Origin of the sequence: Paenarthrobacter sp. Z7-10, from assembly GCF_026932795.1 — a bacterium.
Classification (GTDB): Bacteria; Actinomycetota; Actinomycetes; order Actinomycetales; family Micrococcaceae; genus Arthrobacter_M.
In genome coordinates this window covers 61,625-80,107 of record NZ_JADPVH010000003.1, presented here as the reverse complement: position 1 = coordinate 80,107, position 18,483 = coordinate 61,625, and the positions used below count along the sequence as shown (strand labels likewise).

Below are 18,483 nucleotides of genomic sequence, written 5' to 3'. Positions count from 1 at the left end.
ACGGCAGGCGCGCAACGTCGACTGCCGTATGGAGTCGCCGCGCAAAAGTTTGGGCGCGGCAATTGCGCCTATATCCTCATATTAGACGGAAACAATCAGTACTGTTGAGGAGCATCAGATGAAGCACGACGTCACCATCGAGATCCCGCGCGGGTCTCGCGTCAAATACGAGGTGGACCACGAAACCGGACGTATCCGGCTGGACCGGGTACTTTTCACCTCCATGCAATACCCCACTCACTACGGGTACTTCGACAACACTCTCGGTGAGGACGGCGACCCGCTGGACGCGCTGGTGCTGCTGCAGGAATTCGACCTGCACCCGGGCGTCGTTGTTCAGGCCCGCCCCATTGGTGTCTTCAATATGACGGACGACGGCGGCGGCGACGCCAAGGTGCTGTGCGTCGTGGACGACAAACGCTTTGATCACATCCAGGAGATCTCGGATGTGGACGAGTTCCTGATTAGGGAGATCGAACACTTCTTCAGCCGCTACAAGGACCTGGAACCCGGCAAATGGGTTAAGGCGGAGGGCTGGGCGGACAGGGCCGCTGCCGAAGCCGAGCTGAGTGCCTCCATCGACCGCTTCAGCGCCGAAAGCCACTGACAGGCAGCAGCATTGACGGGCTGCTGCACTCACACGCAGCGCTCTTGACGCTCCGACGCTGCCCGCGCAGCGTCGGAGCGTTAACGGCGGCCGGGCTTAGAGCAGGCTGCGCAGGATGTGCGCGGCGCCGTCGTCGAACACCGACGCAGTGACCTCGTCGGCTGCCGCCTGGACCTCGCCGGCGGCTTGGCCCATGGCGACCCCACGGGCCGCCCAGCCCAACATTTCTATGTCGTTGCGGCCGTCGCCGACCGCGACAGTGAGCGAACGATCCATCCCCAGCAGCGTGCGCAGCTTCTCCAGCGCGGAGGCCTTCGTGACGCCAGCTGCCGCGATATCCAGCCAGGCGGTCCAGCCCACCGAGTAGGTCACCCCCTGCAGGCCGCAGGCTGCAATCGCCGCGGCAAAATCGTCCATGCTGGCGTCCGTGCTGTGCACCACCACGCGAACGGCTTCGGCATCGAGCAGGTGATGGAAGTCCACACCGCGGGCCTCGATGCCAAAACTCGCGTCCTGGAACCGTTCGGTCGAGAGGAAATTTCCCTGCGCATCCTCCAGGGCGTAGCGGGCGCCGGGCAACCGGTCGCGCAGCGCCGTCAGGGCCGGGCGTGGATTGAAGGTTTCCCGCTGCACCACCTGGTAACCCTCTTCCAAGTCCGGGTCCAGGCGCAGCGTGACACCGCCGTTGGAGCAGACGCCATAGCCGCGCTCCAGTCCGATTTGCTCTATGACGGGCAGCAACGCGCCCAAAGAGCGTCCGGTTGCGATGATCACTTCATGTCCGGCCGCCACGACATCGCGGGCCGCACCCCGCACCGCATCGCTCATTCGGCCGTCGTGATCCACCAGGGTTCCATCCACGTCCAGGGCGATCAGGTATTTCGTTGTTCCGTTCCTCTGGTCATCGGTGCCAGAGACTGGGGATTCAGTCAAGGTAGTCATACTCCAGTGAAACAGACGCGACGGCCGCTGCCTAGGATCCAGGCCGGATGCGGGGTGAACCGGGGATGAATTTCCACTCCAGACCAGCCCGCTGACGGACGGGTGGGGCCACGGTCGTGCACGCAAGCCGGGTCGGTGGGCCGGCCCAGCAGCGGATGAAGACAAATCAGAGGACGGGAAAGACTTCCATACCGCCGAGGTAACGCCGCAGCGCTGCCGGGACGGTGACGGACCCATCCGGGTTTTGGTGGTGTTCCAGGATGGCGACGATCCAGCGCGTGGTAGCCAGGGTGCCATTCAAGGTGGCCACTGCGCGCGTTCCGCCCTTGCCGCCATCTTCGGAGGCCTGCCGTTCGCGGATATTGAGCCGCCGTGCCTGGAAGGTGGTGCAGTTCGAGGTGGAGGTGAGCTCCCGATAGTCGCCCTGAGTGGGAATCCAGGCCTCACAGTCGAATTTGCGTGCCGCCGACATACCGAGATCCCCGGCCGCCGTGTCGATGACCCGGTAGGGCAACTCCACCTTGGCGAGCATTTCCTCCTCCCAGGCGAGCAGGCGCTGGTGCTCCGCTTCGGCTTCCTCCACGGGAACATAACTGAACATTTCCACCTTGTTGAACTGGTGAACGCGGATGATGCCGCGGGTGTCCTTGCCGTGCGAGCCTGCTTCCCGGCGGTAGCAGGAGGACCAGCCCGCGTAGCGCAGCGGTCCGTTCGAGAGGTCCAGGATTTCGTCCCCATGGTAGCCGGCCAGCGCCACTTCCGAGGTTCCCACCAAGTACAGGTCATCCTCAGCGAGCCGATAGATTTCGGCGTCATGCTGGACGTCGAATCCGGTGCCGGCCATGGTCTCGGGCCGGACCAGCGTGGGGGTAATCATCGGGACAAATCCAGCCGAGATGGCCTGATCCATGGCCAGCTGCAGAAGGGCGATTTCGAGTCGGGCGCCGACGCCGCGCAGGAAGTAGAACCGTGAACCGGATACCTTGGCACCGCGCGCCATGTCGATGGCACCGATCAGCTCACCGATTTCCAAGTGGTCTTTGGGCGCGAAGCCCTCAGCTGCGAAGTCGCGGGGGGTGCCCACGGTTTTGAGCACGACGTAGTCGTCCTCGCCGCCAGCCGGAACGCCGGGCGAGACCAAGTTGGCCATGCCGCGGACCAGGACGTCCTGGCCGGCTTGGGCCGCGTCCGCCTCCGCCGAGGCTGCTTTGACCCGGGAAGCAAGGTCCTTGACCTCGGCCAGCAGGGCCTGCTTTTCCCCGCCCGTCGCCTTGGCCACCCGCTTGCCAAAGGCATTCTGCTCGGCACGAAGTCCCTCGTGGAAGCTGATCGCGTTCCGGCGGCCCGCCTCGGCCGCGGCGATCGCCTCGACGACCGATTCGTCGGCACCGCGCGCACGCTGACTGGCACGGTATTTTTCGGGGTTTTCGCTGAGGTCTTTGACATCGATCACGGTCTAAGGGTATCGAATCCCGCGGACCTGCCGGAACGAGTCGAACGGGGGCAGCACGCGGTCGGGTGGCCTATGGTTGGCCGCTATTGTTAGAGAATCATGCCAACTTGGGTTCTGGTCCTCATCATCGTCTGCGCGTCGCTGCTGTTCCTGACGGCAAGCTGGTGGGGCGTGCGCAAACTGCAGCAGAAACACACCCGAAGCGCGGTAGGGGAAATACCGCACAAGGGCCAGACGGGCCAGCAGCGCGTCGCTGTCATCCTGAATCCAGTGGCGGCCGGGGCCGCGGCCGCCAAACTCTTCCTGCAGCGCTCCGCAGCGCTGGCCGGCTGGGAGGATCCGCTGTTCCTGGAAACGACCCCTGTTGATCCGGGCTACGCCCAAGCCCGTGCAGCCCTCGAATTCGGCGCCGACGTCGTCGTCGTCGGCGGTGGTGACGGAACCGTGCGGGTGGTGGCTGAGGTGCTGGCGCACACCCAGAAACCGATGGGCGTGATTCCGCTGGGCACCGGCAATCTGCTGGCCCGCAACCTCGATCTGGACGTCAATGACATCCATGGCAACGTCCAGACCGCCCTGTTCGGCCACCAGCGCCATATCGACACCGCGACGATGTTGATCGAAAACTCGGTCAGCGGAACCAGCTCACGGCATACGTTCCTGGTGATCGCCGGGGTGGGGATGGACGCCGAGGTGGTGGCCGACACCAATGCGGGGCTGAAAAAATTCGTGGGCTGGCTCGCCTACAGCGAGGCCGGCGTGAGGCATCTTCCGGGCCGCCGTAAGAAGGTCAACATCGCCCTCGATGGGGAGTCCCCGCAGCAGCGCAAGGTCCGCAGCGTCCTTTTCGCCAACTGCGGTCTGTTGCCGGGCGGCATCGATTTCATCCCCAACGCTCTGATCGACGACGGCGTCCTGGACGTGGTGGTGGTCAGCCCGCGCAGTGCCATCGGGTGGATTGCGGTGTCACTGAAAATCCTGTTCAAGCACAAGGGCAAACTTCCGGTGATCGATTATTACCGTTCGCGCACGGTCACCATCCGCACGGCCGTTCCCGAGGAAACCCAGCTCGACGGCGATCCGTCCGGCAAGGCGACAAAGGTGACCGTCGCCGTCGAGCCTGGCTCGTTGCTGATGCGGGTTAAGGCTCAGCAATTGGAGCCTGATGCTGGTCCGGATTTATTCGCCCGCGGCCGCTGAAGTGTCGTCGCTGGCCGAGGCGGGAGTCTGAGAACCTTCGCGCTCATGCCGCTCCCGGTCCAGGCGAACCTGCTCGTTGATCAGCTGCTGCTCCTCGCTGAAGCGCATGTCATTGGCGTCATCCGCGGCGTCGCCCACGGAGTCATCGCGCTGGTAGCCGATGTCTGGATTGACGATTGAGCCGTCCGGATTTTCTTCGGTGTTGCTCATTGGAGCCCCTTTCGTCGCTGTTCTTTCCCCATCAAGGGGTAAGGACAGCATACTTACTGCGGCGCAGCGCGAAGAATTCCACTTCGGCCGTTCACCAGAAGCGATCGGCCATGCGGCGTCCAGGCCGCCCTGGCGGCGGCACCCAAGGTGAGCGCCGGATCGTTCAGGACCCGGAACGGTCCGCCAGGAGTTCCTGCACCCACAGCTGCGCCTGCTGGAACGCGTCATCGCTCGTGTGCGGTTCGACCACCGGCGCCTGCGCGTCCGCACGCGGATAGGAGCCCAGGAACCGCAGGTTGGGGCTGATCCGGTGCAGACCACTGAGCGCATCCGCCATCCGCGCATCGGAGATGTGCCCGTCCGCATCGATGCTGAAGAAGTAGTGCCCCAGAAACTGCCCGGTGGGCCGGGATTCGATCCGGCTCAGGTTCACCCCCCGGGAGGCGAACTGGTCCAGGATCTGCATCAGGGCGCCGGGATGGTCCTCCGGCAGCGGGATGGCGACGGTGGTCTTGTCCGCCCCGGTCGCTGCCGGCAGCGGACCGGGCCGACCCACCAGGACGAACCGGGTCACCGCCCCGGCGTTGTCCTCGATGCCGGCTGCAAGCACCTTCAGCCCGGTGTGCCGCGCCACGATCGGGGCACAAATGGCGGCCTGGTAGGAGGACCCGGCGGATGCCAGCAGTTCGTACGCCGCGGCAGCGGTCGAATTTGCGGGCACGTATTCCACTGCGGGCATGTTCGCGCGGACCCAGCCGCGTGTCTGTGCCCAGGCGTGCGGGTGAGTGCCAACGCGCCTCACATCCCGCAGTCCAATTCCTTCAGCGGCCAGCAGCACAAACGTCACAGGCACGATAACTTCCCGCAGGATCCTCAGGTTCTGCCCGTTGGCGATCGCGTCAAGAGTGGCGGAAACCCCTCCCTCGATGGAGTTTTCGATCGGGAGCATGGCAGCATCGGCTTCGCCGGCGCGCACCTTATCCAACGCGTCGGCGGCGCTGCCGGACGGAATCCGGTGTGCCTGGGCTGCCCCAGGCACTTCCAACAGGGCTGCCTCGCTGAACGTACCCTCCGGTCCCAAAAAGGTGTAGGTCGGGCCTGCTTGAGGATGTGCGCTTGTCATGGTTGTGTACCTGTCACGGAAAGGGATTGAAGCCCTGGTGGCCCGCGTGCACGGGGTATACGGGGTGTACTGGCGGCCTGCGCCGGTTGGCCGCTATTTGACGGTCGGAGGTTGCCCATCTTCGGACACCATAGGCAGCCCGGCGTCCTGCCAGGCGCCCATCCCTCCGCTGACGTTGACCGCAGAGTATCCGTTGTTATTCAGCCATGCCGTCACCCGGGCGGATCGGCCGCCGCTGCGGCAAATGACCTGCAGATCCTGGTCCGGGTCCAGATCATCAAGCCGTTCCGGTATCAGGTCCACCGGGATGTGCAGGGCCCCTGGGATATGTCCGGCCTGCCACTCATAGTCTTCACGGACGTCCAGCACGCGCACTGCGCCGGCGGGTGCAGCTGCGCCCCAATGACCGTCCGCTTGCACGGCCGTCACTTCGACGTTGGTAATGTCTGTCATAGTCGGGTCCTCCTGCCGCTGAAACGGTTTTCTTCCCCCAGCCTATCGCCGAGGGCCCGCACCGCAGACTGGAAGAGGTAATAAATGACCGCGGACCAGCCCACCATCCTGGCTACCTCCGGCGGGTACAAGCCCGGCTACCGGACCCGGATCGAGTTCAATTCCCTGGTTCACCACGGCGTTGATCTCTCCGGCGTCTCCGGCCGCAGTCCCCGCGTCACCCACTTGGGCACTGCGTCCGGGGATCAGCGCTGGTTCAACAACGAACTGGATGAGGCCGCCCGGTTGACGGGATTCCAGCTCACCCACCTGAACCTCTTCCCGATGCCGAATTTGGATGACATGGAGGACCACCTGTTGAGCCAGGACCTGGTCTGGGTGAACGGCGGCTCTGTCGCCAACCTGCTGGCACTGTGGCGGCTGCATGGACTGGATGCGGTATTCCGTCGGGTATGGCAGGCGGGGGTGGTGCTGGCAGGCGTCTCCGCAGGGTCCATCTGCTGGTTCCGGGGCGGCACCACAGATTCCTTCGGACCCACACTGCAGCCTGTCACCAATGCTCTGGGCCTACTGCCGTTCGACAACGGCGTGCACTACGACTCCGAGGAGCGCCGGCGCCCGCTGGTCCACCAGCTGGTTTCCGCCGGAACGCTGGGAGAAACGCACTGCACCGAAGACGGCGTCGGCTTGGTTTACTCCGGCACCACGCTGCTGGAGGCGGTCACCGAAACCGCGGGCAAGGGAGCGTACATCGTGACCCGGACAGCCGGCGAAGGACCGGATGCCATGGCCTCGGAAAGGCGGTTGGAGCCGAGGCTGCTGAGCTGAGATTTGGGCTGGCAATACGTCCATCCGTGCCACTGATCGCCGGGAAGATGCAAAAATAGGGTAAGTGAGTACAACAAATACCTCCGCCCAGTCCCCTGGACCGTCCACCGACAGGTCCTTTTTTGGTCAACCAAAAATGCTCCTCAACCTGTTCAGCGTTGAACTTTGGGAGCGCTTCTCCTTTTACGGTATGCAGGGGATCCTTGCCTACTACATGTACTTTTCCGTCACGAAGGGCGGCCTGGGCATCGACCAGGGTGTCGCGCTGGGCATCGTCGGTGCCTATGGTGGTGGAGTTTATCTGTCCACCATTCTTGGCGCCTGGGTAGCCGACAGGTTGCTCGGAGCGGAACGCGTCCTGTTCTACAGTGCTGCGCTGATCATGCTCGGACATATTTCCCTCGCCGTGCTGCCCGGGGCCGTGGGGCTGACCGTTGGCCTGCTCATGGTGGGAATCGGGTCCGGTGGGCTGAAAGCCAATGCCACTTCGCTGGTTGGTTCACTGTACAAGCCCGATGATGATCGCCGGGACGCAGGATTCTCCATTTTTTACATGGGCATCAACATCGGTGCCTTGGTCGGTCCGCTGCTGACCGGGTGGCTGCAGGTTAACCTCGGCTTCCACTACGGCTTCGGTGCCGCCGCCGTGGGGATGGCGGTCGGCCTGACCCAGTACGCCTTGACCCGCAAGAACCTGCCCGCCGATGCGCACCACGTCCCCAACCCGCTGCCGCGCAGCAAATACAGAATGATGATCGGCATCGCCGTGGCCGCCGTCGTTCTCATTGTGATCGCCGTGCTCACCCATCTGGTGACTGTCTCCAACCTCAAATGGGTCATTGTCGGCATCGTGGTGCTGGCCACGATTGCCTACTTTGTCGTCATTCTTTCCAGTCCAAAGGTGGACAAGGTGGAGCGCAGCCGGGTGCTCTCATTCATCCCGCTGTTCATTGCCAGCGCAGCCTTCTGGTCACTCTTCCAGCAGCAATTCACCGTGCTGGCCGTCTACTCGGATGTGCGGTTGAACCGGGTCATTTTCGGGTGGGAGATGCCGCCGAGCTGGACCCAGTCCATCAACCCGGTGTTCATCATCATCTTTGCCGGCATTTTCGCGGCCCTGTGGACCCGTTTAGGATCCCGTCAGCCGCGCACCCCCACCAAGTTCGCCATCGCACTGGTCGTCATGGGCCTGGCCTACCTGAGCTTCCTGCCCTTGTCCGGCATGGCGTCCGTACCGCTGCTGGGCCTCGTGTGGATCCTGTTCCTGTTCACGATTGCCGAACTGATGCTGTCCCCGGTTGGCCTGTCGCTGGCAACCAAACTGGCACCCCGTGCGTTCCGGACACAGATGGTGGCGCTGTTCTTCCTGTCCGTCTCCCTCGGTTCGGCATTGTCCGGAGTCTTTGCGGGGTACTACGACGAGAAGAACGGTGCGCCATACTTCGCCTCGATCGGAATCATTGCCATCATCCTCGGCGTAGTGCTGTTGTTGTCGGCCAAGCCCATCAAGCGCCTGATGGCGGGCGTGCACTAACGGCGACGCGCCCAAAATAACGGGCGCCAAATGACGTTCCGGGATAATGTTCCCGGATCACCCGCCCGGGTCACGTTCCCAGATCGCGTTCCCGGGTCGCGTTCCCAGGTCAGGGGCACCAAATCCGATGCACCCTTTCGACAACGATGGCAGCGCTGCTCCCTGTTACGCGGAGCAACGCTGCCATCGGCGTTATCGGATTGCTGTTCCCGCTTCGATCCGGCAGCCTGGGTCTCTTCGCCGCAGGATCACTGGTTATAGTCGAAGTCGGGGTGGGAGGCCGCGTTCAGGACCGCGACGATAATAAGGATCCATAAAGCCGCGTAACCCAGCAACGTCAGATAGCCCAGGACTAACCCGGCGATGGCGAAGCCTTTGCCCTGCGGCTGTTCCCGTTTCAGCCCCATATGACCGGTGATGACGGCGGCAATCTGCGGCAGGATCAAGAAACCGAAACCAACAAAGGAAGCAATGCCCAAGATCATGCTGGTCAGGCTGAGCACCTTGGGCTGCGGTGCGGTGTAATACGGTGGCTGCGCATACGGTGCGCCGTATCCGCCCGGCTGCTGGATCTGGCCGTACGTGTCTTGTCCATACTGCTGTCCGGATTGCTGGCCGTACTGCGGCGCTGGTGGCTGAAACTGCTGTGGGTGGGCGTAGGGATTCGATGGCGGCACGGGCCGGTTGGTGTCCCGCTCAGAATCGGAACCGTCCAATGGCTGGTCGCCCGCCGGCGGCTGACCAGCTTTCCACGGATCGGGCTGGCCTGGCTCGTGCGTCACGGTAATCTCCCCTTTGTGGTTGTCTCGTGTCCCTCATAGTAGAGCAGTTCGAAGCCGGTGAAGCAGAGCAGTTCCAAGCCGGTGAAGCAGAGCGTGGATGTTTGCTGTGCAAGCGGCCCGGACGGCTTACGGCTGCCAATCGACCCGACACTCTGGCATGCTGGACCCATGGCTAGCCGCGCGGGCACAGTTGCCCTTCCTTCCGACCTTGTTGACGTCACGGCCCTGCTGGACGCGTATTACGACGTCCGGCCGGATCCAGCCGACCCCGGCCAGCGGGTTGCCTTTGGCACATCCGGCCACCGCGGTTCCAGCCTCCGGGCCTCCTTCAACGAGGCACACATCGCCGCCATCACGCAGGCCATCGTGGAATACCGCGCCGGGCAGGGTTTTTCCGGACCATTGTTCCTGGCCAAAGACACCCACGCGCTGAGCGAGCCGGCCCAGAACACCGCCCTGGAGGTGTTGGCTGGCAACGGGGTCCACGTGCTGATCGACGCCCGCCACGGCTACACGCCCACGCCCGCGCTCTCGCATGCGATCCTGCGCTATAACCGTTCGGCCGCCGCTGCCGCATCCGGCAAAGCCGATGGCATCGTGGTCACTCCCTCGCACAATCCACCGGCCGATGGCGGCTTCAAATACAATCCGCCGCACGGCGGTCCCGCGGATACCGACGCCACCGGATGGATTGCCGGCCGGGCCAACGAACTGCTGGAAACCGGCCTGCAGGGCGTCAAACGGGTGCCCCTGCCGGAAGCACTGAGCGCCGGGAGTACCGGCAAGTTCGATTTCCTGAGCAGTTACGTCGATGACCTTCCCTCCGTGCTCGACCTGGATGCCGTGCGCAGTGCCGGGGTGCGTATCGGTGCCGATCCTATGGGCGGCGCATCCGTGGACTATTGGGGGGAGATCGGCGAGCGCCATAACCTGGACCTCACCGTGATCAATCCCACCGTCGATCCGCAGTGGGCCTTCATGACCTTGGACTGGGACGAGAAAATCCGAATGGACTGCTCCTCCCCCGCTGCTATGGCCTCGCTGATCGAGCTGCTCGAATCCGGTGCCCGCTACGACATCGCCACCGGAAACGACGCCGACGCCGACAGACACGGCATTGTCACTCCTGATGCCGGACTGATGAACCCTAATTCTTACCTGGCCGTTGCCATCGACTACCTTTACACCCATCGGAAGCAGTGGCCCTCCTCAGCCAGCGTGGGTAAGACCTTGGTCTCGTCCTCGATCATTGACCGCGTGGCGGCCGATCTGGGACGCAAGCTGGTGGAGGTGCCGGTTGGATTTAAGTGGTTTGTTCCGGGCCTGCTGTCCGGCGAGGGCGTCTTCGGTGGCGAGGAATCCGCCGGAGCATCCTTCGTGAAGAAGGACGGATCGGTCTGGACCACGGATAAGGACGGTATTCTGCTGGCCCTGTTGGCCTCTGAGATAACGGCCGTCACAGGCAAGACCCCTTCGCAGCACTATGGCGAGCTGACCGCGAAGTTCGGCTCGCCGTCGTATGCCCGGATTGACGCACCGGCCAGCCGGGAACAAAAGGCCGCACTCGGACGGCTTGCCGCTGCCGATGTCCAGGCAACAACGCTGGCCGGCGAGGACATTACCGCCAAGCTGACCGAGGCACCCGGCAATGGCGCCGCTATTGGCGGGCTCAAGGTGACCACGGAGAGCGCCTGGTTCGCCGCCCGCCCTTCCGGTACCGAGGATGTGTACAAGATTTATGCGGAGTCCTTCAAAGGACCGGAGCATCTGGCACAGGTCCAGGCGGAGGCCAAGGCGCTGGTGGATCAGGTGATCTCAGGGGACTCAGTCAACGGCTAGGCACCTGGTCCGTGTCCGCAGCCCAGCCATTGGCCGATTGCTTGCCCGCCGGCGGACGGGCCGATGCACTGGTTAGGTGTGCACGCCGTGTTCGTGGCCCGCGTGGCTGGCCGGCTCCAGCTGAAACGTGGAGTGCTCGATGCTGATCTGGAAGTGCCCCGCCACGCACTGCTGCAGCTGATCGAGCAGCCGCGGCACATGACCATCAGTGAAGCAGCCGTCGTCCACCACTACGTGCGCCGTGAGCACGGGCAGTCCGCTGGCGATCTGGCTGACGTGCAGATCGTGGACCGACAGCACGTGCGGTACGCGAAGAATGTGCTCCCGGACGGTGGAAAGCTCAAGTCCGCGCGGCGTTGATTCCAGCAGCACGCGGATGGTGTCCAGCAGCAGCCGGAAGGTGCGGGGCAGGATCAGCGTTCCGATCAGCAGGGCGACGACGGCGTCCGCCTGCAACCAGCCGGTCAGGCCGATGACGACGGCGGCGGCAATCACTGCGACCGAGCCCAGTGCGTCGCTCAGCACCTCAAGAAACGCCGCCCGCAGGTTGAAGTTAGCGTGCCGGGCGCCGAACAACACGGCCAGGGACAGTATGTTGCCCAGCAGTCCCACCGCCCCGAACACGGCCATTTCGGTTGAGGCGATCGGGCTGGGATTGATCAGACGCTGAACCCCCTCCACCAGCACCACCAGCCCGACGGCGAGCAGCACCGCGGCCTGGGCGGTAGCTGCGAGGACTTCGGCGCGGGCAAAGCCCCATGTTCTGCGGTCCGAGGCCGGACGGACGGCGAGGCGCGCGGCGAGCAGGGCCATTCCCAGCCCGGCCGCATCTGTAAGGACGTGGGCCGAGTCGAACAGCAGCGCCAATGACCCTGTCAGCCATGCGCCCACCAACTGCAGCACAAAGACGACTCCGGTGATGCACAGCGCGACACTGAGCCGTCCGGGATGGGGGCTGCCGGTGTGGTGCGCGTGATCATGTCCGGCCATGGCTCAATCCTACGTGGCACGGCAGCCTTGGACCGGGGCCGATCCGCCCAGGGGTCAGGACCAGCGCCGCGGACGAACTGCCTGATTCCCGGGCCTCGCGTGCGGCGTCGAGCCGTGCGGAGCGGAGTGCACCCAGTCCGGGCAGCCCTACGACCCGGAGGAGTCCAGGGCGTCCCAGGCGAAGGACGCCAGCCAGTGCGATGAAACGAATTCCTCCGTCAGAACGGCGCGCAGCCCCAACTCCAGCAGTTCCGTTGCGGCACTGTCCAGTCGCCCGGCTTCCTCGTCGGCGCCGGATTTCCGCAGCGCCGCGGAAATTCGCCGCAGCGCCCCGGCGCGGGAGAGGTTGAGTCCATCCAGATGCACCATCTGGGCATCGGTGGGATCGGTGACCACAGCGGGTCGGAGGATAGGTGCTCCGGCACCGAGGCCGGGAAGGAAGGCCGCCAGCCAGGTCTGCAGTGCTGGAGCGGGCAGCACCCTGGCCAGCAGATCCGCCTCCGATAGCCCGGCGGAAAGAAAGTCCTGGCCACTGAGCTCCCACTCCTGCGCCCAGTTCCGGTCCGCACCGAACAGCCGGACCGCAGCACGGCCCAGGTCCTCCGCTTCCTTGTTCCGTCCCAGCGCTCCGGCGGCATCGATCAGCAGCATCAGGCCAAAGGCCGTATTGGAATGGACACCGTGGCGCACCGGGTGCGCAATCTTGGCAGCCCACGGAAGGGCCTGGGCATAGACCGCCTCAACCCGGGGTTCCAGGGCCGCGCGCCAACGCCTGCCGTCGTCGTCGTCGAACGTCTGGCACGCAGCCGCAAGCCGCGCCGCCCACGCCCAGCCGTATGGCCGCTCGAAGGTGGCGTGCCCGCGGACGTATTCCGCTTCGACCGTAAGGTTTGCCTCGGTCAGGTTGGCTCCAAGCAGCCGCCGCAGCGGTGTTTCGGACTCCGGCGGCAGGCCATGGTCCAGCAGCCGGACGCCGAGCCAATGCATGTGCACGCACGAATGCCAGTCGTAGGACGTGTGGAACGCTGGATAGAGCTCCTGCGGCAGAGCGTTGTCCGCCGGACCGGAGACAAGGTGCTGCACGTGGTACGGGTACTTCTGCGACAGATTTTCCCGCACGATACCGGCATACACCGGAGCCAGTTGATTTTTTGAAGCCGTGAAGTCCATAGCCGCCTACTTTGGGAATCCGAAGAAGAACATGATTGCAATGTTGGCCACCAGCATGCATCCGGCGGTGGGGAGCTGGGCCCTGATCACGCCGTAGCGGTTCTTCATTTCCAGCAGCGCCGGCGGTACCAGGTTGAAGTTCGCCGCCATCGGAGTGGTCAGAGTACCGCAGAAGCCGGCGAGCATGCCCACGGCAAAAACGGTGGCAGGGTTGCCGTGGAACACCAGGATCAGCAGCGGCCAGCCTATCGCCGCAGTCATGATGGGGAACGCCGCGAAGGCATTGCCCATCAGCACCGTGAAAAGGGCCATGCCCACGCAATAGGCGATCACGGCGAAGATGAGCACCCCGTCCGGGACGATGGCGCCCATCACCTTTCCCACCGCCGTGCCCACACCGGCCTGGGTAAAGAGGATGCCCAGGATGGAGAGCATCTGCGGCAGGATCGCGGCCCAGCCGATGGTCTCCAGGATCCGGCGGCCCTCGAAAAGCGGGGCGGCGGACGGCTTAGGCTTGAGCAGCCCCAGGCCTACCAGCAGGGCGACGACGGCGCCCAGTCCCAGCCCGATCAGCGTGCCGCTGGTGGGATCGATGAGCGGAGTTCCGCCGATCTTGACCACCGGCGCCAGCAGGGTCACGAGCACGGCCACGACGGGAATGCACAGGGCCGGGATAAAGAGCTTGTTGCCAAACTGCTTCGCTGACGCTTCGCGCTGCGGCACCGATGTGGTGGGTACGACGCCGGCGGTCAGCAGTTTTCGGCTGGAGCCCAGGACAACCATCGCCAGTACCATTGCGCCCAACGTCCAGGCCGGCACCTGCTTCGCCTGCACCCATGTGCCGTAGATGAAGGAAAAACCTATCAGTCCCCAGAAAGCCGCGCTGGTCCACCGCTTGGGGTGTTTGGCATCGGCGGCGATGAGGGTGGCAAAGGCCAGGAACAGCAGGCCGATGAGCCAGAAGAGCGCTTCGGAAGTGATCATGGCTGGACGCCTCCGGCCTGCGCGGCGGCTCCGGCCGGTCTCGATGCCGCCACCATCCTGTTCAGCTGGCCGTCGAGGCGCAGCAGCCGGAAGCCGTGGATCAGGAAAGCTGCGATGGCACTGGGAATGGCCCACAGCGCCAGTTCCAAGGGCTGAAGTTGGAGGTGATACGCCGAATCCACGAAGGAGGTGATCAGCAGGATCGAACCGACGGCCACGAAGATGTCTTCGGCGAAGAATGCGCCAACGTTGTCCGCGGCTGCGGCGTGGCCTTTGATCCGGTCCTTTATCTTCTCGTCCAGCTCACCGTATTTTGCCTCTGCAGCACCTTCGGCCATTGGATAGATCAGGGGTCGGACCATTTGCGGGGTACCGCCGACGTTGAGCAGCCCCAGTGCCGCCGTCGCCTGCCGTGCCACCAGGTATCCGGCCAGGATGCGACCGGCCGTCAGCCCCGCCAGTTTGGAGATCAGCCGTTTGGCCTGCTGCTGCAGTCCGAGCCGTTCGATCAGCCCAATGATGGGAAGCACGATGACGAAAGTCGTCACCGACCGGCTGCTCGCGAAGCCGGAACCGAACGAGTTCAAAATTTCCAGCGGGGTCAGGCCGCCTATCAGCGCGGTGACTATGCCCGCGATGGTAACAACCAGCAGCGGATTCATCCTCAGCGCAAAACCGATTATCACCAGGGCCACACCTATGAGCACCAGCATATTTCTCCTTTCAGACAGGGAAAAGCACAGCAAACTGTGATCGAGACTACATCTTGTTGAACAATCCTTCAATCCTAGGAATCTGGGATATCGTTACGGAACTAATCGAGGAGGCACTGTGGGCACCGAAGTGGACGCGGAAGTGGACTTTGCTCAGTTGTTCCGCCGCAAACGGCCCGAAATCCGCCGCACGGGTACCGGTGAGATGGTGGCCGAGGTCCTGCGGCAGGGGATATTCGACGGCGACATGCCCCCCGGGACTCAGCTGGCGGAAGGGGCGCTGGCGGAGTCGCTGCAGATCTCGCGCAACAGTCTGCGGGAGGCCTTTCGGCTCCTGGCCCATGAGCGGCTGATTACGCACACCCTGCACCGGGGCGTATTCGTGCGCCGCCTTAACCGGCAGGACGTTATGGACGTCTACACGGCGAGGATCTTCATTGAGGTGGCGGCTGCCCGGGACTGCCCACCGGAGCATCCGGGAATCATCACGGCCCTGACCGCGGTCCAGCGGGCGGAGGAAGCCGCCCTGCTTTCGGACTGGAGCCAAGTGGCCGGATGCAACCTTGCCTTCCACCAAGCCCTGGTCTCCAGTGTCGAAAGCCGCCGCGTCTCCGAGGTTACCCGTGAGCTGCTGGCCGAGGTTCGGCTCGCCTTCCACGCGATGGCGGACAGCCGCGCCTTCCTGGAACCTTACATCGCGCGGAACCGGCTGATCGCCGAAACCATCCGCACCGGCGACAGCGCGCAAGCGGCTGCCCTGATGCGCAACTATCTGTTGGACAGCCGGGACCAACTGGCCGCGGCGGTCGAACCCTACTGATGTCGAACCCGGCCGGGCTGAATCCCGGCCGGCCTGGCGCTATGGACCCCAAGCCTGCCGGAACGGGGCGGACCGATGAGCCGCCTGTCGGCGCCCGGAACCGTCCAGAGTGTTGGCAGGTCGCCGGTAGTCTTAGCTGTGATTACCGGCTGAGGGAGACATTGAAATGGGCACGTTGGGCACCAAATGGGCGATCCACGGAGACGGTAAAACGATCAAACCCGGGGAGGTCGTCGCACCCGGGGAGCGATTAAGCTGGCCCCGGACCATAGGGATTGGCCTCCAGCACGTAGTGGCAATGTTCGGGGCTACGTTCCTGGTTCCGATCCTCACCCACATGCCGCCTGCCACCACGCTCTTTTTCTCCGGAGTCGGCACCATACTTTTCCTGATTCTCACGGCTGGCAAGGTGCCGAGCTATCTTGGTTCCAGCTTCGCCTTTATCGCCCCGATCGCGGCCGCCCAGAAGCAGTTCGATGTTGGCGGCGCGCTTGGCGGGGTGGTGATGGCGGGCGTGGTCCTGGCCGGCGTCGGCTTGGTGGTCCAGCGGTTCGGAGCAGGTTGGATAAACCGGCTGATGCCGCCAGCCGTCACCGGTACCATCGTGGCGCTGATCGGACTGAATCTGGCACCGGCAGCCAAAGCCAATTTCGACGCAGCCCCTGTCACTGCACTCGTTACCCTGCTGGTCATTCTGCTGGTCAGCGTGCTCTTCCGCAGCATACTGGGCCGGCTGTCCATCTTGGTCGGAGTGGTGGTGGGATATCTGGTGGCCCTGCTCCGTGGCGAAGTCGATTTCAGCGCCCTGGCCGCAGCCTCGTGGATCGGGTTGCCGCAGTTCCAGTTTCCGGTCTTCCACTTGGCCGTGGTTGGACTGTTCGTTCCGGTGGTGCTGGTGCTGGTCGCGGAAAATATAGGTCACGTCAAGTCCGTGGCACTGATGACTGGGCGGAATCTGGATCCAGTGGCAGGCCGGGCACTCTTGGCCGATGGGCTGGCGACAACTCTGGCCGGGTTCGGCGGAGGCTCCGGTACCACCACCTATGCCGAAAACATCGGTGTCATGGCCGCAACCAAGGTTTACTCCACTGCCGCCTATTGGGTCGCTGCAGCAGCAGCTTTGATCTTGAGCTTCTCGCCCAAATTCGGAGCGCTCATTGCCACAGTTCCGGCCGGGGTGCTCGGCGGCGCCGCCACCATGCTCTATGGCATGATCGGCGTCCTCGGTGTCCGGATCTGGGTGCAGAACCGCGTTAACTTCTCCAATCCGGTGAACATGACCACTGCAGCGGTCGCCCTGATCATCGGCATTGCGGATTACACCTGGACCGTGGGCACCCTTCAATTTGCCGGCATTGCACTGGGTACTGCTTCGGCGCTCGTGATCTATCACGGCATGAATGCCCTGGCCAAATGGCGCGGCACAGCAACCGATGCGCAGGCTCCCGACGGTCCGGCACCCGACGCCAAGGGCCCTGATTCCTTCGGCGCTGAACTGTGAGCCGGGCAGCGCCGACCGGTCCCAACCCGATCAATGCGGTCCCAACCCGGGTTCAGATTCCGTTCAGCGCCTCGGCGGTGGCCAGCGTGACGTACCGGGCAGCGTGGAGCTGTGCCAACTCCGATGAGCGAGCCACATCCGTGGCACTGACCGCCGAAACGATGCCGTGGCTGGCCAGTTCCCCCTGTGACACGGCAATCCGACCGGCAACCGCAACGACGGGAATTCCCAGGCTACGGGCAGCATCCGCCACCCCAATGGGGGCTTTCCCGGCCATTGATTGGGCGTCCAGCGATCCTTCGCCTGTGATGACCAGGTCCGCTTGACCCAGAGCAGCCCTCAGCCCGGTCAGTTCAGCCACCAGGTCAAAACCGCCCTCAATGGTCGCTGGCGAATAAGCCAGGAACATCGAGGGAAAACCACCCGCCGCACCGGCACCGGGGGCGTTGATGTCATTTCCTGTGGCAGAGCAGACCACCGATGCAAGGTTACGCAGGCCGGCATCGAGTAACTCCACACCTTCCGCGTCCGCGCCCTTCTGCGGAGCAAAAACGTAAGCCGCACCGTCGAGGCCGTACAGCGGATTATCCACGTCGACAGCGAGCCGGATTCGGGCCGTGGCCAACCGTGGATCCAACGCCGACGCGTCGACTGCGACGACGTCGACCAGGGAGCCACCGCCGAGGGGAACCAGATTTCCGTTCACATCCAAGAGCCGCAGCCCCAGCGCCCGCAGCGCGCCCGTTCCCGCATCCGACATGGCAGAGCCACCCAGTCCGACGATCAGCTCGGTGGCGCCGGCATCCAAAGCTGCGGCTATCAACTGCCCACAGCCGTATGAATGGGCCCGCAGTGCGTTCTCCGGCGTCGGTTCAGTAAGCAGATAGCCGCTAGCCTGAGCCGATTCGATGACGGCAACGAATCCAGTCGGGTTGAAAGCCCACACTGCAGCGACGGGCTTCAGGATCGGTCCGACAACGGCGTTCAGCTTCTCCTCAAACCCCGCAGCCACTGCCGCTTCAACTGTTCCCTCGCCGCCGTCCGCAACCGGGATTGTGGTGACGGTGGCCTCGGGGTAAACCCGCAGCGCGCCTTCCGCCATGGCAGCTGCAGCCTCGACAGCAGTAAGGGTGCCTTTGAACTTGTCCGGCGCAATCAGAATCCGCATTCCTCCATCCTGCCAGCCGGGCAGTGGGATTAGGCATTAGCGACCATCCCTGCCGCTGTGTGAAGGCCTTTCCCGGCCAGACCCTCCAGAGAGCAAGGCACAGGGTAAGTCCTCCCGCCCTGGACCCACTCCAGCAGGATCCATATCGGCAACGCCATCGCCGGCC

General features: G+C 64.0%; 18 protein-coding genes. 7 read left to right on the top strand and 11 right to left on the bottom strand.

What is annotated here, in order from left to right:
- Positions 1-118 precede the first annotated feature (118 nt).
- Positions 119-607, top strand: a complete 489-nt coding sequence (locus tag IV498_RS01815; RefSeq protein ID WP_269044848.1) for an inorganic diphosphatase — start codon at positions 119-121, stop codon at positions 605-607.
- Between the two features lie 96 nt (positions 608-703).
- Here the strand turns inward: IV498_RS01815 and IV498_RS01810 are convergent, their stop codons facing one another.
- Both IV498_RS01810 and serS read right to left on the bottom strand, forming a co-directional pair.
- Positions 704-1,549: an HAD family hydrolase gene (locus tag IV498_RS01810; RefSeq protein WP_269044847.1), complete on the bottom strand. Its 846-nt coding sequence runs from the start codon at positions 1,547-1,549 to the stop codon at positions 704-706.
- A 166-nt stretch (positions 1,550-1,715) separates the two neighbouring features.
- Positions 1,716-3,002 carry a serine--tRNA ligase gene (serS, locus tag IV498_RS01805; protein WP_269044846.1) on the bottom strand — a complete coding sequence of 429 codons (1,287 nt, stop codon included), beginning with the start codon at positions 3,000-3,002 and terminating at the stop codon, positions 1,716-1,718.
- 99 nt (positions 3,003-3,101) lie between these two features.
- Between serS and IV498_RS01800 the strand changes: the two genes are divergently transcribed.
- Positions 3,102-4,202 carry a diacylglycerol/lipid kinase family protein gene (locus IV498_RS01800; RefSeq protein ID WP_269044845.1) on the top strand — a complete coding sequence of 367 codons (1,101 nt, stop codon included), beginning with the start codon at positions 3,102-3,104 and terminating at the stop codon, positions 4,200-4,202.
- On the opposite strand, the gene IV498_RS01795 is transcribed toward IV498_RS01800, so the two are convergent.
- From IV498_RS01795 to IV498_RS01785, 3 genes are all read right to left on the bottom strand, one after another.
- A complete protein-coding gene (locus IV498_RS01795) occupies positions 4,182-4,412 on the bottom strand; it encodes a hypothetical protein (protein WP_269044844.1) in 231 nt (76 codons plus the stop codon). The two genes, IV498_RS01800 and IV498_RS01795, sit on opposite strands and share 21 nt — an antisense overlap.
- 163 nt (positions 4,413-4,575) lie before the next feature.
- Positions 4,576-5,535, bottom strand: a complete 960-nt coding sequence (pheA, locus tag IV498_RS01790) for a prephenate dehydratase (RefSeq protein ID WP_269044843.1) — start codon at positions 5,533-5,535, stop codon at positions 4,576-4,578.
- Positions 5,536-5,628: 93 nt separating this feature from the next.
- Positions 5,629-5,988 carry a rhodanese-like domain-containing protein gene (locus IV498_RS01785; RefSeq protein WP_269044842.1) on the bottom strand — a complete coding sequence of 120 codons (360 nt, stop codon included), beginning with the start codon at positions 5,986-5,988 and terminating at the stop codon, positions 5,629-5,631.
- 84 nt (positions 5,989-6,072) lie between these two features.
- Here IV498_RS01785 and IV498_RS01780 point away from each other — a divergent pair, with 84 nt between their 5' ends.
- Both IV498_RS01780 and IV498_RS01775 read left to right on the top strand, forming a co-directional pair.
- Positions 6,073-6,816, top strand: coding sequence for a Type 1 glutamine amidotransferase-like domain-containing protein (locus IV498_RS01780; RefSeq protein ID WP_269044841.1), 744 nt, complete (start codon positions 6,073-6,075; stop codon positions 6,814-6,816).
- Positions 6,817-6,880: 64 nt separating this feature from the next.
- A complete protein-coding gene (locus IV498_RS01775; RefSeq protein ID WP_269044840.1) occupies positions 6,881-8,350 on the top strand; it encodes a peptide MFS transporter in 1,470 nt (489 codons plus the stop codon).
- Positions 8,351-8,598: 248 nt separating this feature from the next.
- Here the strand turns inward: IV498_RS01775 and IV498_RS01770 are convergent, their stop codons facing one another.
- On the bottom strand, positions 8,599-9,132 hold the full coding sequence (locus IV498_RS01770) for a DUF4190 domain-containing protein (RefSeq protein WP_269044839.1): 534 nt from the start codon (positions 9,130-9,132) through the stop codon (positions 8,599-8,601).
- A gap of 168 nt (positions 9,133-9,300) precedes the next feature.
- On the opposite strand from IV498_RS01770, the gene pgm reads away from it, so the two are divergent.
- Positions 9,301-10,971: a phosphoglucomutase (alpha-D-glucose-1,6-bisphosphate-dependent) gene (pgm, locus tag IV498_RS01765; protein ID WP_269044838.1), complete on the top strand. Its 1,671-nt coding sequence runs from the start codon at positions 9,301-9,303 to the stop codon at positions 10,969-10,971.
- A gap of 72 nt (positions 10,972-11,043) precedes the next feature.
- Here pgm and IV498_RS01760 read toward each other — a convergent pair whose 3' ends face one another.
- From IV498_RS01760 to IV498_RS01745, 4 genes are all read right to left on the bottom strand, one after another.
- Entirely contained in the window at positions 11,044-11,961 is a 918-nt protein-coding gene (locus IV498_RS01760; protein WP_269044837.1) for a cation diffusion facilitator family transporter, read from the bottom strand.
- 147 nt (positions 11,962-12,108) lie between these two features.
- Positions 12,109-13,131, bottom strand: a complete 1,023-nt coding sequence (locus IV498_RS01755) for a DUF2891 family protein (protein WP_269044836.1) — start codon at positions 13,129-13,131, stop codon at positions 12,109-12,111.
- 6 nt (positions 13,132-13,137) lie between these two features.
- A complete protein-coding gene (locus IV498_RS01750) occupies positions 13,138-14,115 on the bottom strand; it encodes a DUF979 domain-containing protein (RefSeq protein WP_269044835.1) in 978 nt (325 codons plus the stop codon).
- Positions 14,112-14,828, bottom strand: a complete 717-nt coding sequence (locus IV498_RS01745) for a DUF969 domain-containing protein (RefSeq protein WP_269044834.1) — start codon at positions 14,826-14,828, stop codon at positions 14,112-14,114. Before IV498_RS01745 ends, IV498_RS01750 begins: the two co-directional genes overlap by 4 nt.
- Positions 14,829-14,946: 118 nt before the next feature.
- On the opposite strand from IV498_RS01745, the gene IV498_RS01740 reads away from it, so the two are divergent.
- Both IV498_RS01740 and IV498_RS01735 read left to right on the top strand, forming a co-directional pair.
- On the top strand, positions 14,947-15,648 hold the full coding sequence (locus IV498_RS01740) for a GntR family transcriptional regulator (protein ID WP_269044833.1): 702 nt from the start codon (positions 14,947-14,949) through the stop codon (positions 15,646-15,648).
- 166 nt (positions 15,649-15,814) lie between these two features.
- Positions 15,815-17,149 (top strand): uracil-xanthine permease family protein, encoded by a 1,335-nt coding sequence (locus IV498_RS01735; RefSeq protein WP_269044832.1) that lies wholly within the window; start codon positions 15,815-15,817, stop codon positions 17,147-17,149.
- Between the two features lie 52 nt (positions 17,150-17,201).
- On the opposite strand, the gene IV498_RS01730 is transcribed toward IV498_RS01735, so the two are convergent.
- On the bottom strand, positions 17,202-18,317 hold the full coding sequence (locus IV498_RS01730) for a glycerate kinase (protein WP_269044831.1): 1,116 nt from the start codon (positions 18,315-18,317) through the stop codon (positions 17,202-17,204).
- Between the last annotated feature and the right edge of the window lie 166 nt (positions 18,318-18,483).

Coding starts and splice junctions, on each gene's coding strand:
- IV498_RS01730 (WP_269044831.1), bottom strand. CDS start 18,317: ATGCGGATTCTGATTGCGCCGGACAAGTTCAAAGGCACCCTTACTGCT.
- pgm (WP_269044838.1), top strand. CDS start 9,301: ATGGCTAGCCGCGCGGGCACAGTTGCCCTTCCTTCCGACCTTGTTGAC.
- IV498_RS01745 (WP_269044834.1), bottom strand. CDS start 14,828: ATGCTGGTGCTCATAGGTGTGGCCCTGGTGATAATCGGTTTTGCGCTG.
- pheA (WP_269044843.1), bottom strand. CDS start 5,535: ATGACAAGCGCACATCCTCAAGCAGGCCCGACCTACACCTTTTTGGGA.
- IV498_RS01735 (WP_269044832.1), top strand. CDS start 15,815: ATGGGCACGTTGGGCACCAAATGGGCGATCCACGGAGACGGTAAAACG.
- IV498_RS01780 (WP_269044841.1), top strand. CDS start 6,073: ATGACCGCGGACCAGCCCACCATCCTGGCTACCTCCGGCGGGTACAAG.
- IV498_RS01800 (WP_269044845.1), top strand. CDS start 3,102: ATGCCAACTTGGGTTCTGGTCCTCATCATCGTCTGCGCGTCGCTGCTG.
- IV498_RS01815 (WP_269044848.1), top strand. CDS start 119: ATGAAGCACGACGTCACCATCGAGATCCCGCGCGGGTCTCGCGTCAAA.
- IV498_RS01760 (WP_269044837.1), bottom strand. CDS start 11,961: ATGGCCGGACATGATCACGCGCACCACACCGGCAGCCCCCATCCCGGA.
- IV498_RS01750 (WP_269044835.1), bottom strand. CDS start 14,115: ATGATCACTTCCGAAGCGCTCTTCTGGCTCATCGGCCTGCTGTTCCTG.
- IV498_RS01785 (WP_269044842.1), bottom strand. CDS start 5,988: ATGACAGACATTACCAACGTCGAAGTGACGGCCGTGCAAGCGGACGGT.
- IV498_RS01795 (WP_269044844.1), bottom strand. CDS start 4,412: ATGAGCAACACCGAAGAAAATCCGGACGGCTCAATCGTCAATCCAGAC.
- IV498_RS01810 (WP_269044847.1), bottom strand. CDS start 1,549: ATGACTACCTTGACTGAATCCCCAGTCTCTGGCACCGATGACCAGAGG.
- IV498_RS01755 (WP_269044836.1), bottom strand. CDS start 13,131: ATGGACTTCACGGCTTCAAAAAATCAACTGGCTCCGGTGTATGCCGGT.